9 protein-coding genes and 2 riboswitches are annotated in these 13,685 nt (G+C 36.1%); of the genes, 6 read left to right on the forward strand and 3 right to left on the reverse strand.

The window, feature by feature from the left end; genetic code table 11:
* Positions 1-82 precede the first annotated feature (82 nt).
* The 4 genes from C2I06_RS21605 to guaA all read left to right on the forward strand — a co-directional run bounded on the left by C2I06_RS21605 (position 83) and on the right by guaA (position 6,386).
* On the forward strand, positions 83-1,036 hold the full coding sequence (locus tag C2I06_RS21605; protein WP_095333047.1) for an AAA family ATPase: 954 nt from the start codon (positions 83-85) through the stop codon (positions 1,034-1,036).
* A complete protein-coding gene (locus C2I06_RS21610) occupies positions 1,036-2,241 on the forward strand; it encodes a DUF58 domain-containing protein (RefSeq protein WP_123258830.1) in 1,206 nt (401 codons plus the stop codon). Before C2I06_RS21605 ends, C2I06_RS21610 begins: the two co-directional genes overlap by 1 nt.
* Complete coding sequence (locus C2I06_RS21615) at positions 2,242-4,476, forward strand: transglutaminase TgpA family protein (protein WP_123258831.1); 2,235 nt, start codon at positions 2,242-2,244, stop codon at positions 4,474-4,476.
* 29 nt (positions 4,477-4,505) lie between these two features.
* Positions 4,506-4,607, forward strand: a riboswitch (purine riboswitch).
* Between the two features lie 228 nt (positions 4,608-4,835).
* Entirely contained in the window at positions 4,836-6,386 is a 1,551-nt protein-coding gene (guaA, locus tag C2I06_RS21620) for a glutamine-hydrolyzing GMP synthase (protein WP_095333053.1), read from the forward strand.
* A 218-nt stretch (positions 6,387-6,604) separates the two neighbouring features.
* On the opposite strand, the gene C2I06_RS21625 is transcribed toward guaA, so the two are convergent.
* The 3 genes from C2I06_RS21625 to C2I06_RS21635 form a co-directional block, all read right to left on the reverse strand.
* A complete protein-coding gene (locus tag C2I06_RS21625; protein ID WP_123258832.1) occupies positions 6,605-7,408 on the reverse strand; it encodes a sulfite exporter TauE/SafE family protein in 804 nt (267 codons plus the stop codon).
* 263 nt (positions 7,409-7,671) lie between these two features.
* On the reverse strand, positions 7,672-8,493 hold the full coding sequence (locus tag C2I06_RS21630) for a pyruvate, water dikinase regulatory protein (protein ID WP_123258833.1): 822 nt from the start codon (positions 8,491-8,493) through the stop codon (positions 7,672-7,674).
* Positions 8,494-8,505: 12 nt separating this feature from the next.
* On the reverse strand, positions 8,506-9,135 hold the full coding sequence (locus tag C2I06_RS21635; RefSeq protein ID WP_095333060.1) for a CBS domain-containing protein: 630 nt from the start codon (positions 9,133-9,135) through the stop codon (positions 8,506-8,508).
* A gap of 191 nt (positions 9,136-9,326) precedes the next feature.
* Here C2I06_RS21635 and ppdK point away from each other — a divergent pair, with 191 nt between their 5' ends.
* Both ppdK and C2I06_RS21645 read left to right on the forward strand, forming a co-directional pair.
* Positions 9,327-11,936, forward strand: a complete 2,610-nt coding sequence (gene ppdK, locus C2I06_RS21640; protein WP_123258834.1) for a pyruvate, phosphate dikinase — start codon at positions 9,327-9,329, stop codon at positions 11,934-11,936.
* Positions 11,937-12,033: 97 nt separating this feature from the next.
* A riboswitch (purine riboswitch) is annotated at positions 12,034-12,136 on the forward strand.
* A 142-nt stretch (positions 12,137-12,278) separates the two neighbouring features.
* A complete protein-coding gene (locus C2I06_RS21645) occupies positions 12,279-13,607 on the forward strand; it encodes an NCS2 family permease (RefSeq protein WP_095333064.1) in 1,329 nt (442 codons plus the stop codon).
* Positions 13,608-13,685: the final 78 nt, after the last annotated feature.

Consider the following 13,685-nt stretch of genomic DNA (forward strand, 5'->3'; position numbering starts at 1 on the left):
AAAATGATTGCTTAGTTGAAAGATAGGGTCGTAACAATCACATAAACTAGCAAGTTACTAGAAATGCAACAGGAGGAGAAGAATGGCAGGAAATCATAGTTTGGTAATTAACAGAATAATCGGTAATATCGAAAAGGTGATGATTGGGAAAAGGGATGTAGCAGAACTGAGTTTAATTGCTTTGCTTGCCCAAGGGCATGTTTTATTAGAAGATGTTCCAGGAGTTGGGAAAACAATGATGGTGCGAGCTTTAGCGAAATCAGTGGGAGCTAATTTTCGTAGAATTCAATTCACTCCAGACCTCTTACCTTCTGATGTAACGGGAGTGTCTATTTATAACCCGAAAGAGCTAGAATTTCAATTCGTGCCAGGACCAATCATGGGAAATATTATTCTAGCTGATGAAATAAATCGGACATCTCCAAAGACTCAGTCAGCTCTTTTGGAAGCGATGGAGGAAAGTAGTGTAACGATTGATGGTGTGACACATCAGTTACAAAAGCCATTCTTTGTTATGGCAACCCAGAACCCAATTGAATATGAAGGAACCTATCCTCTACCAGAAGCACAATTAGATCGCTTCTTATTGAAAATGAATATGGGATATCCAACTGTAGAAGAAGAAATAGAAGTGTTAACTAGAGTCCAAGTAGCAGCGCCAATTGAAAAATTAGAGTCAGTTGTTAGCTTAGATGAGTTACTTACTCTTCAAAATGAAGTAAGACAAGTGTATGTGGATGAGACGATTAAAAAATACATTGTGGAACTCGCTACTGCAACAAGAGAAAATGCGAGTGTTTATCTAGGGGTCAGTCCGAGGGGTTCCATTGCATTAATGAGAGCATCACAAAGCTATGCCTTTATTCAAGGAAGAGATTATGTCATCCCAGATGATGTGCAATTCTTAGTAAAAGCTGTTTTTGCTCATCGAATGATTTTAAAATCAGAAACAAAGTTCGATGGGATAACAGCAGAAGAAATTATTAATCGAATTATTGGGCAAGTATCTGTCCCGGTACAAAGGTTAGTGAAGTAATGAAAAGATCTTTGCAAAAATTAAATCGGATTTGGAAATTAATTTTGCTATTTTTATTAATAGTGATGGTATTTTCCTATGCTATGTTTCAAGGTGGGTTTGTAAGCTGGTTTTTATTTTATAGTTTTTTACCATTTGCTTTATATGGTCTTTTTATTGCAGTCTATCCAATGCGGGATTGGCAAGTGAAACGAAAGATTTTGAAATATGAATATAGTGCGAAAGAAGAAATGCATGTAGAAATTGAATTAACGAGAAACTCGTTTTTTCCTGTTTTTTATATGGTGGTGAGAGATTCCTTTAGTTCCACAGTGGGGCAGAAAATAGAAGAAAAGAGAATGCTAATGCCTGGATTAAAGCGGAGACTACGCTTTAATTATACAGTGAAGGAGTTGCCAAGAGGAGAGCATGTATTTGATCAAATCTGTCTCCAATTAGGCGACCCTTTAGGTCTGATTGAGAAGGAGAAGGTCTATATTCAAGTAGAACGGATTCTAGTGTATCCTCCTATTGAAGAAATGATATATAAACCGCTGGAAAATCACTATGAGCAGGGAATGACTTCATCGAAGGAGCGAGTGCAGCGAGATACGACAATGGCAGTTGGTGTGAGAGAGTATCAGCCAGGTGACCGCTTTTCATGGATTAACTGGAAAGCAAGTGCAAGGCGCAATAATATGATGACAAAGGAATTTGAACAAAAGCAGTCGCATGACATTATGATTGTGATGGATTGCCAAGAAAATAAAAGAATGGAAACGACAGTGTCTTTCACCGCTTCTATCATTCGAGCTATTTTAAAAAAAGGTGCGCAAGTAGGCTTATTATCGGTAGATACGGATCGTAAAATTTTTCCAATAAGAGGAGGGGAAAGTCACCAACAATACCTTCTCCATCATTTAGCGAAAGTACGTACTACAAAGGAAATCACATTAGCAGAGGTTTTAGATAATGAAAGTAGTCAATTGCCCCCACAGGCCACTATCATGTTAATTACTTCCCAAGTAACGAGAGAACTTATAGATAAAGCTGGGTGGTTGGCAAGTAAAAGATATAATATTGTGATATTTACCATCACGGGACAAAAGGAAGGTTTATCTAATGAAGAAAGAACATTAAGTGCATTTGCTGGAAAAAAGGGCATTCGAATCATTCCTGTTTCTAAGGGGAGATTTAAAGAGGCTCTTGGAGAGGGGGTGGCATAAATGGGAACACCCTATAGCAAACAACATATCACAATTGCCAATTTTTTATTATATATTTTAGGTTTTTTATTAATTTGTGAATGGCTCGGACCGTTGGAAGCATTAACGAATACAGAGAATGTGATTGTTTTTCACTTATTTCTTGCGTTATCTTTATTGTTAGCCTTTTTCCGGACACCGAGCTGGGTAAGCGGCACATTAAAGACTGTTTATATTATATTTATTCTTCAATATTTATATTATGAGGAATCATTTTTTACTTTTCAATGGATTCAACCTTTTGCAGCCGAATTTATCGATAATTTAGCATTGGTATTTAATACAAAGTGGCCGGAAATGACAAATATGTTTAAAAGCAGTCTCTGTTTCATTTTATTATGGCTGATGGCGTATTTAATTGATTATTGGCTAATTAAGCGAAGAAAGATTTTTACATTCTTTTTGCTGACAATTATTTATATTACCGTATTAGATACTTTTACGATTTATAGTGCTGATGCGGCAATTATTCGTACGGTAATCATAGGTTTTACAGCAATGGGCATGTTAACATTCTTTCGATTAAGTGATAAAGAAGGAGCTAGAAATACTAACAGTTCGATCGTAAAATGGATGATTCCTTTACTTTTATTCGTAATTGGAAGTGCTGGGATTGGCTACTTATCACCAAAGGCAGATCCTATTTGGCCAGATCCTGTTCCTTTTATCCAGACAATGGGGGATAAAGGAGGAGAAGAGGACGGAGATATTCTAGGAAGCGGTGTTCATCGAGTTGGTTATAGTGTCGATGATTCGAGGTTAGGGGGAGACTTTATTGGTGATTCTTCCTTGGTCTTTGTTGCGGAGGTAGAAGAGCCTCATTATTGGAAGGTAGAAACGAAAGATACTTATACCGGAAAAGGCTGGGTCCAATCAGAGGAATCTTTAAAATTAAATCGGGACAACTTTGAAGTATTAGATCAAGGTGGCGAAATTCCTTTTGTCTCTTTTGTAGAAGGGGAAAATGTGAAGCGGACAGAGTCTGAAAGCACCGTGCAATTTACCAATGGCTTTTCTTATTTACTATACCCATTAGGGGTAAAAGAAGTATCTGCTGCTAATTCGTTCATGGAAATTGAAAGTGGGAATGAACGTGGTGTTTTTAATGGATATGTAGAAAGTTACTCGGTTAAATTTGATGTGCCGGAATACAGTCTAAATGCGTTAACAACAGCTGATATGGAAGACTTTATAAGAAATAATCCAGACATGGTGAAACGCTACCTTCAGCTTCCCGATTCATTGCCGCAAAGAGTGAAAGATCTTGCTGTTGATATAACGAAAAATGATGAAAATCTATTTGCAAAGGTACGTGCGATAGAAACTTATTTCTCCTCTAATGGTTTTGCTTATAGTCAAAATAATGTTGCAGTCCCGAATGAGGAAGAGGATTATGTGGATCAATTCTTATTTGAAACAAAGCTGGGTTATTGTGATAACTATTCGACTTCTATGGTTACCCTGCTGCGTTCTATTGGGATTCCCTCAAGATGGGTTAAAGGTTTTACAGAGGGAGAATTTGTAGAAGCGGACGGGGATATTCGCCGCTATGAGGTTACAAATAATAATGCACATTCATGGGTAGAGGTTTATTTTCCAGAAGTAGGCTGGGTTTCCTTTGAGCCAACGCAAGGATTCTCTAATGCGAATACGTATATTAATGATGTGGAAAGCAATCGAAATACTGAGAATAATGAAACACAAACACCAGAGGAAAAGGCACAACAGCCAAAAACGCCAGAACAAAAACCAGAAACTCCAGAGCAAACAATAGAGCAAGCATCACCATCTACAGAAGGATGGGAAAGTTATAAAACTACTGCTAAAGAAAATTGGCAGTGGGTCACTATAGTTCTAGTAATCATCATTACAGCAGGATTAGCAGCCTATAAATTTCGCTATAAATGGCTTCCTTATTATTACATTTGGAAATTCCGAAATACAACAGAGGAAGCTAATTTTCCAAAAGCTTATATGGTGCTGCTGCATCTACTAGAGATAGCCGGACTCCGCAAGAAGGAAGAAATTACCTTAAGAGAGTATGCAAAGCAAATAGATCATATTTATTCAAGTGAAGAAATGAGCCAATTGACTGCTAAATATGAGGAATATCTGTATAAAGGTTATATACAAAAAGAGACTTGGGAAGATGTGAAAGAATTGTGGGAAAATTTAATTAAAAAAACAACAGCTTGACCATCGATTCGACATGTTGTTACAATATTCACATCTATATATAATTCCTTCATATATCCTCGATGATATGGTTCGAGAGTCTCTACCGGGTCGCCTTAAATGATCTGACTATGAAGGCAGATAAGTCTTTGATTTATTTAGCTTTTATGAAGAAGACTAGAATTCTGCCTTCGTTTTTATTTGAGGCGGATTCTAGTCTTTTTTTGTTGGTATTTTATAAAAGGTGGTTGTTTTCTTTCGAAATCAGCTTTTTTGTAAAAAACAAAATCTGATTAAGAGAAAAAGATAAGCATGAATAATGAAGGTATTTGGAAATAGTAAGAAGAGAAATTCAAATAGAGTAGTTGGGGTGAATAGGAATGGGGAAAGCGCATATAGAAGGTCAGGAAATGATCGTTGTCCTAGATTTTGGTAGTCAATATAATCAATTGATTACAAGAAGAATTAGAGAATTTGGAGTATATAGTGAGTTGCATCCACATACCATTACAGCTGAAGAGATTAAGGAATTAAACCCTTCTGGAATCATTTTTTCAGGCGGACCTAATAGTGTATATGATGAAAATGCATTTGGCGTAGATGAAAAAATATTCGATTTAGAACTTCCTATTTTTGGCATTTGTTATGGAATGCAATTGATGACCCAACATTTTGCCGGAAAAGTGGAAAAAGCAAAGCATCGTGAATATGGAAAAGCAGCAATTAATATCGAAAACAACTCTAAATTATTCACTGACCTTCCAACAGAACAAATTGTTTGGATGAGCCATGGTGATTTAGTGGTCGAAGCTCCTGCTGGATTTACAATTGATGCAACAAGCGCTTCTTGTCCGATTGCTTCGATGAGTAATGAAGAAAAAGGATTATATGCTGTTCAATTCCACCCAGAAGTACGTCACTCTGTATATGGAAATGAATTATTGAAAAACTTTGTATTCGGTGTTTGTGGCTGCAAAGGTGACTGGTCAATGGAGAACTTCATTGAAATTGAAATGGAAAAAATTCGCCAGACAGTCGGCGACAAGAAAGTTCTTTGCGCCTTAAGTGGTGGAGTAGATTCTTCTGTTGTTGCTGTGTTGATTCATAAAGCTATTGGCGATCAATTAACCTGTATATTTGTAGACCATGGACTTCTTCGCAAAGGCGAAGCGGAAGGGGTAATGAAAACTTTCACAGAAGGCTTTAACATGAATGTCATTAAAGTAGATGCGAAAGAACGTTTTATGTCTAAGTTAGAAGGTGTAAGTGACCCTGAGAAAAAACGAAAAATTATCGGAAATGAATTCATCTATGTGTTTGATGATGAAGCAGCAAAATTAGAAGGAATTGATTTCTTAGCACAAGGTACTCTTTACACAGATATTATTGAAAGTGGTACAGCTACTGCACAAACCATTAAGTCCCATCATAATGTAGGCGGACTTCCTGAAGACATGCAATTCCAATTAATTGAACCTTTAAATACGCTATTTAAAGATGAAGTACGTGCTTTAGGTTCTGAATTAGGAATAGCTGATGATATTGTGTGGAGACAGCCATTCCCGGGCCCAGGTTTAGGGATTCGTGTATTAGGAGCTATTACAGAAGAAAAACTAGAAATCGTCCGTGAATCAGATGCCATTTTACGCGAAGAAATTAAAAAAGCTGGCTTAGAACGCGATGTATGGCAATACTTTACTGTCCTTCCTGATATCCGCAGTGTTGGAGTTATGGGAGATGCACGTACGTATGATTATACAATCGGTATTCGAGCAGTTACTTCTATCGATGGAATGACATCTGACTGGGCAAGACTGCCATGGGATGTACTAGAAGTGATTTCGACAAGAATCGTTAATGAAGTAGCCCATATTAACCGCGTCGTGTATGACATTACTAGTAAGCCGCCTGCGACGATTGAGTGGGAATAAGAATACATTTGAAGAGGGAACACCGATTTATAAGGATTTAACCTTGTAAAAAATGGTCAAATACTATATAAAATAATATGGTTCCCTACCAAAAACCCTACCAAGAAACAATTTTGGTAGGGAATTTTGTTTGTTCATTGAATTTTGGTAGGGAACATTTTCTGAGATAACTTGGTTATATTATAATAAATATCTCTATGTATAATGTTATTCCATAATTAGCTTATAATCATCATAATGACCACAATAAACAGAAGAATTAAGTATATTTTGGAAAAAAGTTTGTCAGATAACTTTTGAGCCCAAGATCTTCCAATAGGTACGCCAACAAAACCACCGATTGTAAACCCGATTAGCGCAGGTAAGTATATAAACCCTAGAGTGGATGAAGGCATTGTATCTATCTGTATTCCTGTAATTAAATAAGTAAGGGCTCCAACGATAGCAATTGGCAGACCTAATGGGGTAGCCAGAGCTACAGAGTGTATCATACGCATACCTCTATTTCTAAGGTAAGGAATTGTCATGGTACTTCCGCCAATACCTAACAAGGTTGAAAGAAATCCAATGCCTATTCCAATAAAAGATGCTGAACTTTGCTTAGGCATATGAAATGATTGTTCATCAATCTCTCTGGTGAATGATTTTTTGAAAATGTTTGAAACCAAAACGTAAATTAAGAGACCAATGAACGCAAACCTAAGGAAATCGCTATCAATATAGACTGCAAGCATACCACCTATTAAAGAACCTATTGCAATATACCCTACTAATAGTTTGAAGACTGACCATGTCACATTGCCTTTTTTCGCATGATTATATGTTGAATTGAATGAATTTATAATCATAACTGCTAATGATGTACCAATAGCTGTATGCATTAAATATTCGCTTGGAATAGAATCTGGTAAAAATGCAAATAGGATAGGAACTACTACGAATCCACCCCCAAAGCCAAACATACTTGATAGAATTCCAATAATAACACCAATTAATGCAAACATTAAAAATGATAATTCCACTAAAAATCATCTCTCTTTACTTATATTAATTAAAAATTGTTCTTAGAATCAATATAATGTTAGCATACTACAAAGAGAAGTTGGGCTAATTCAAGCTGTTTGTCATTCATTGAATTTCTTAAGAAAAGAAGGTGGAAATATAGAGGAATAAGAATAAGTGCTGGTATGCAATATTGTTTTATCGGAAAAAAACGGATCATTATTTCATGTAATTGAATAATCGAGAATGCGTTGATACAAGAAGAAGTAAGTATCCACCGGCTCTACCGGTGGATACTTACTTCTTTTAGATGTTTTTCTACTAGATAAGCTGTTTCCTCAATTGATTTATCTGTTACATCAATAACATAGGCATTATGCTTTTTAAATACTTGTTTTGAATACTCTAGCTCTTCATAAATTCTTTCTAAATTTGTATAACTAGATGAGTGACTCAATCCTAAAGAATCTAAGCGATTACTTCTGATTCTGGATAGTTTTTCTGGATTACAAATCAAGCCGATTATCTTCTGCCCCTCTAGCTTCTCTAATATGGTAGGTAAGGGGACTTCAGGTATAAGTGGTAAATTTGATACTTTATAACCTTTATTGGCTAAATACATACTCAAAGGAGTCTTGGAAGTACGGGAAACACCGAGTATTACAGCATCGGATTGAAGAAATCCTTGCGGGTTCTTTCCATCATCATATTTTACTGCAAATTCGATTGCTGCTATTTTATTAAAATATTCTGTATCTAACTTATGTACAATACCAGGTTCTTCTATGGGGGTATAACCTGTTTTAGATTTAATAATCTCAAAAAAGGGATTCATTAAATCCAAGTAATGTAACTTTGTTCGCTTACTGAAGTCTTTAGCAACATTAGCTAAATGGTTATCAACTAATGTGCTAACTACTACTGCATCATCTTTTAACGCGTCATTTAATATATCAACTAACTCTTCTTCTTTGTTAACAAAAGAAAAACGGTAGCTGTTGTTGAATACCAAATCTGGAAATTGAGCAGTTACAGCTGCTAATAATTTTTGTGAAGTTTCCCCTATTGAATCGGAAATGGTATATACAATGATTTCATTTTTCATAAAAAATCTCCTCTATTCATTTAATTCTGCCTTTCTTGCCTGTTGAATAATGAAATTTAATATTCTGGTTTTAGTGATTTTTCCAATCACTTTTCTTTCATTTTCATCATCCACAACAGGTAATGAGTCCACCTCAAAATCTTGAAGAATACTTGCCGCTTCTAAGATGTCCATGTCTTTTTTACAGACTTTAATATGAGGTACGCGAGTCATACAGACCGCTACAGGTGTCTGATCTATATTCGTATTTAATGAGGCTCTTAATAGGTCCTTTCTTGATAAAACCCCTAATAGAAGCTTTTCTTCTCCAGTGACATATAATGAACCTACATCATACATAAATAAAGTTGTTATAGCATCTCGAATGGAAGTATCTTGATTAACCATTAACGGCGGCATCATTATCTCATTTACTTTTGTATTGAAAGTTTTAAAAAAGAAAAATTTCTCTAAATCTGATCCCGAATAGGTGTACCCAATTTTGGGGGTAGCTTGTAAGATTCCAACAAGCGTTAAAAAAGATAAATCTGATCGCAGGGTGGCTCTTGATACATCCAACAAATCAGACACCTTTTCTCCACTTACAGGTTGATATTCTTTGACTATTTTAATAATTTTTTCTTGTCTTTCACTTAGTTTCATTATTATCTCCCGAAAAATAGATAGTTTAAATAGATAATAGGATTATCATCATTATGGCTCTATTATACATCGATAATTTAATTATTCAACTTTAATATGTGTGTTATTTTTAATATTGACAACTATATATGTATCATATTAAAGTGTAAATAAAGTTAATGTGATACATATTTAAAATATGGAGGTAGACGATGGAAAAGTTGATTTATTTTTTCGAGGAAGGAAGTAGTGAAGATAAAGGATTATTAGGCGGCAAAGGGGCAAATTTAGCTGAAATGACTCGTTTAGGGTTACCGGTGCCAGCAGGATTTACGATCACAACGGAAAGCTGCATGAAGTATCTGGGAGAACCTTCTTTTTTTGAAAGCTGGTTAAAAGAGGATATTTTGGAAGCGGTTATAAAATTGGAGACAGAGACGAAAAAATCCTTTACAGGCGAGGAAAATATTTTATTAGTTTCTGTAAGAAGTGGTGCAGCATTTTCTATGCCAGGTATGATGGATACGATTCTTAACTTAGGATTAAATGATCTACGAGTTCAATCTTTAGCTCAATTAACTAGTATAGATTTTGCATTTGATTGTTATCGAAGATTATTGCAAATGTTTGGTGATGTAGTTTATGGCATACATAAGGATAAATTTAATATACGACTCCGAAAAATGGAAAAACAACTTAGTAAAACAGTTGCAGAATTTCAAGAAAAGGACCATTTGCAATTAATCGAGTCTTTTAAAGAGCTATATATGGAAAACAATAGGGTTTTTCCACAAAATCCAATAGATCAATTATTTGAAGCTACTAAAGCTGTTTTTAAATCATGGAATAATCATCGAGCAAAGGTTTATCGTGAATTACATGAAATTCCTCATCATTTAGGAACAGCAGTAAATATTCAATCAATGGTTTTTGGGAATAGCGGAAATGAAAGCGGTACAGGTGTTGTGTTTACAAGGAATCCTTCCACTGGCGAAAATAAATTGTTTGGTGAATTTCTGCTAAATGCTCAAGGGGAAGATGTGGTAGCGGGTATCCGTACACCAGAATCTATCGAATCATTACAACAAATCCTTCCGAAAGCATATGCAGATTTTAAAAGATATGCCAATATACTGGAACAGCATTATAAAGATATGCAAGATATTGAATTCACGATTGAAAAAGGGGAATTATTTATTCTGCAGACAAGAAACGGAAAGAGGACGGCTAAAGCGACACTGCAAATTGCAGTAGATTTAGTTAAGGAAGGATTAATTACAAAGAGTGAAGCTTTATTACGTATTTCACCTGGAACGATTGATCAATTGATCCATCCTATATTTGATCCACAGGCTATTCAAAACGTCGAATTACTGGCAGAGGGTTTACCGGCCAGTCCTGGCGCAGCTACTGGTGCCATTGTTTTTACTTCGGAAAAAGCAAAAGAATGTCATGCTCTTGGCCAGAAAGTAATTCTTGTGCGACAAGAAACTTCACCCGAAGATATTGAGGGAATGGTTGTCAGCGAGGCTATCGTTACAAGTCGAGGAGGAATGACTTCGCATGCAGCAGTTGTTGCCCGAGGAATGGGAACTTGCTGTATAACAGGATGTGAAGGATTAACTGTCAATGAAGAATTGAAAACAATTACATGTGGAGAAAGGATTTTGACTGAAGGCGACCTTCTCTCTGTAGATGGTACTGCTGGTAAATTGTACTTGGGCGAAGTCCCTACTGTTACAGCGGAAAACGACCAGAATTTACAGCTTCTTCTTTCTTGGGCTGATGCATATGCTGATTTACAAGTACGTGCGAATGCTGAGACAGTTCACGATTTAAAAACGGCTATTGAGTTTGGAGCAACTGGTATAGGATTAGCGAGAACGGAGCATATGTTTTTTGGTGAAGAACGAGTGCTGGAAATGCGCCGTTTGATATTAGCGGAGAATAAAGAAGAAATCAGAGATGCATTAGACAAATTGCAGGCCTTCCAACAAGAAGATTTTTACCAGATGTTTCAAGTTGTTGAAGATAAACGAATGGTCATTCGCTTATTAGATCCGCCTATGCATGAATTTCTGCCTCGTGACCTAATTGAGATGAAACAGTTAGCGGCAAAGTTAAATAAACATCCATCGATTGTTGAAAAACAAATTAAGAGGCTGCAAGAAACGAACCCAATGTTAGGCCATCGTGGCTGTCGTCTAGGAATAACTGAACCACAAATTTATCAGATGCAAGTAAGGGCTATCTTCCATAGCGCAATCCAGTTAACAAAAGAAGGCTATACTGTCTTTCCTGAAATTATGATTCCGCTTGTGGCAGAAAAAGAAGAACTGGCCTATGTGAGGGCATTTTTAATAGAAACAATTGAAAATATCTTTGTTAATCATCAAATGGAGCCTTTTCCGTATGAAATCGGAACAATGATTGAATTACCACGTGCCTGTATAATAGCCGATCAACTTGCTCAAGAAGCCGATTTTTTTAGTTTCGGTACAAATGATCTTACACAAATGACATATGGCTTTTCTAGAGATGATATTGGGAAATTTATTAATTCATATAAAGAGAAAAATGTTATGACGAATGATCCTTTTCAAACTCTCGATCAAAATGGAGTAGGGGAATTAATTAAATTAGCAGTAATGAAAGCACGACAGACTAAAGAAAACTTGATGATTGGTATTTGTGGAGAGGTTGGCGGAGATCCTAAATCGATAGCTTTCTTCCGGAATATTGGTATCGACTATGTTTCTTGTTCGCCATATCGTATTCCTGCTGCTCGCTTAGCCATTGCCCACGCAAGTATAAATAAATAAATAAATATTTGTTAGAAAGCGAACGATTATTAATTTTTAATTATAATTGTTCGCTTTTTGTATTGACGAGTATTCGTCAAGCTGATAAACTGAATTTACAACTGAAAAAGATTTTACTCGTATAATATCGGGGAATACGGCCCGAAAGTTTCTACCGAGCTACCGTAAATAGCTTGACTACGAGGTAAGTGTATATATAGGGAATCGTAATGAAATCATTTTTATTTTATTAAGTAATTTGCCCTTCCTATATAACACAAACCCTTAGTCAACGCTCCTTAATCGTAGGAGTGTTTTTTTGTTTTAGTAGATAATTAAAGCATTATGAGAGGGGAAAGATTAATGAAGAAGTTTTTCAAATTTGAAGAACTAGGCACAAATTACCGCAAAGAGTTTTTAGGTGGTTTCACTACATTCCTTGCGATGGCTTATATTTTAGCGGTAAATCCATTTACATTATCATTAGGGGATGTAGCTGATCTTCCTGATGCGCTGCGTATGGACTATGGAGCAGTGTTTGTTGCAACAGCTCTTGCTGCTGCTGTGGGTTCTCTTATTATGGGTATTTTCGCTAATTATCCTATTTCTTTAGCACCAGGATTAGGGTTAAATGCATATTTTGCTTATACCGTTGTTTTAACACAGGGACATCCATGGGAATATGCGTTAGCAGCAGTATTTATTTCAAGTGTATTTTTCTTATTGTTAACAATCTCTGGGCTTCGTGAGAAATTAATTAATGCTATTCCAGTAGAATTAAAGCTTGCGGTTGGCGCAGGTATAGGGCTATTTATAACGTTTATCGGATTGCAAAATTCTAAAATTATTGTTGATAACTCAGCGACACTTGTCCATATTGGTGATTTAACCAATCCAAGTACATTGCTAGCGATATTTGGTATTTTCATTACTATTATTCTTATGGTTAGAGGGATTCATGGCGGTGTATTCTATGGAATGATCATTACAGCAGTAGTCGGCATGATTTTCGGTGTAATTAATACTCCTTCTGCTGTGGTATCTGCTGTGCCAAGCATTAAACCAACATTTGGAGCGCTATTCTCTGCGCTTGGTGATCCAGGATTTTATACACAGAGCATGTTAGTGGTCGTTTTAACATTTTTATTTGTAGACTTCTTTGATAATGCGGGCACATTAGTTGCGGTTGCTAATCAAGCAGGACTTATGAAAGAGAATAAATTACCAAGAGCAGGAAAAGCGTTATTCGCAGATTCCATTGCTTCTATGGTAGGTTCTATATTCGGTACTTCTACCACAACTTCCTTTATAGAGTCTTCAGCAGGTGTAGCGGCTGGTGCTCGTACTGGGTTTGCGGCAGTAGTGACAGCTGGATTCTTCTTGCTATCCTTGTTCTTCTTCCCGCTATTGGAAGTAGTCACATCAGCAGTTACAACACCAGCTTTAGTAGTAGTAGGTATTTTGATGGTTTCGTCCCTAGGTAAAATTGATTGGACAAAGTTTGAAGTGGCTGTGCCGGCCTTCCTTACTATTGTTGCGATGCCTTTAACATACAGTATTGCAACAGGTATAGCGGTAGGATTTATTTTCTATCCAATCGTAATGATTGTTAAAGGTCGTATCAAAGAAATTAATCCAATTATGTACGTATTCTTTGTTATCTTTGCATTGTACTTTATCTTCTTGCAATAGTAGAAAGGGATTTGGAAATAAAAATAGTGTGAGATTTTATGAGTTTAAGAGAGTATATTTTCTTAGTAGGATGAGGAT

Source organism: Niallia circulans (assembly GCF_003726095.1).
In the GTDB taxonomy this organism is placed as follows: domain Bacteria; phylum Bacillota; class Bacilli; order Bacillales; family Cytobacillaceae; genus Niallia; species Niallia circulans_A.

Excerpts from the sequence above, each read along its gene's own strand:
- C2I06_RS21635 (WP_095333060.1), bottom strand. The coding sequence starts at position 9,135 with ATGAAACTAAGTGAAAGACAAGAAAAAATTATTAAAATAGTCAAAGAA.
- C2I06_RS21630 (WP_123258833.1), bottom strand. The coding sequence starts at position 8,493 with ATGAAAAATGAAATCATTGTATATACCATTTCCGATTCAATAGGGGAA.
- C2I06_RS21610 (WP_123258830.1), top strand. The coding sequence starts at position 1,036 with ATGAAAAGATCTTTGCAAAAATTAAATCGGATTTGGAAATTAATTTTG.
- guaA (WP_095333053.1), top strand. The coding sequence starts at position 4,836 with ATGGGGAAAGCGCATATAGAAGGTCAGGAAATGATCGTTGTCCTAGAT.
- C2I06_RS21605 (WP_095333047.1), top strand. The coding sequence starts at position 83 with ATGGCAGGAAATCATAGTTTGGTAATTAACAGAATAATCGGTAATATC.
- C2I06_RS21645 (WP_095333064.1), top strand. The coding sequence starts at position 12,279 with ATGAAGAAGTTTTTCAAATTTGAAGAACTAGGCACAAATTACCGCAAA.
- ppdK (WP_123258834.1), top strand. The coding sequence starts at position 9,327 with ATGGAAAAGTTGATTTATTTTTTCGAGGAAGGAAGTAGTGAAGATAAA.
- C2I06_RS21615 (WP_123258831.1), top strand. The coding sequence starts at position 2,242 with ATGGGAACACCCTATAGCAAACAACATATCACAATTGCCAATTTTTTA.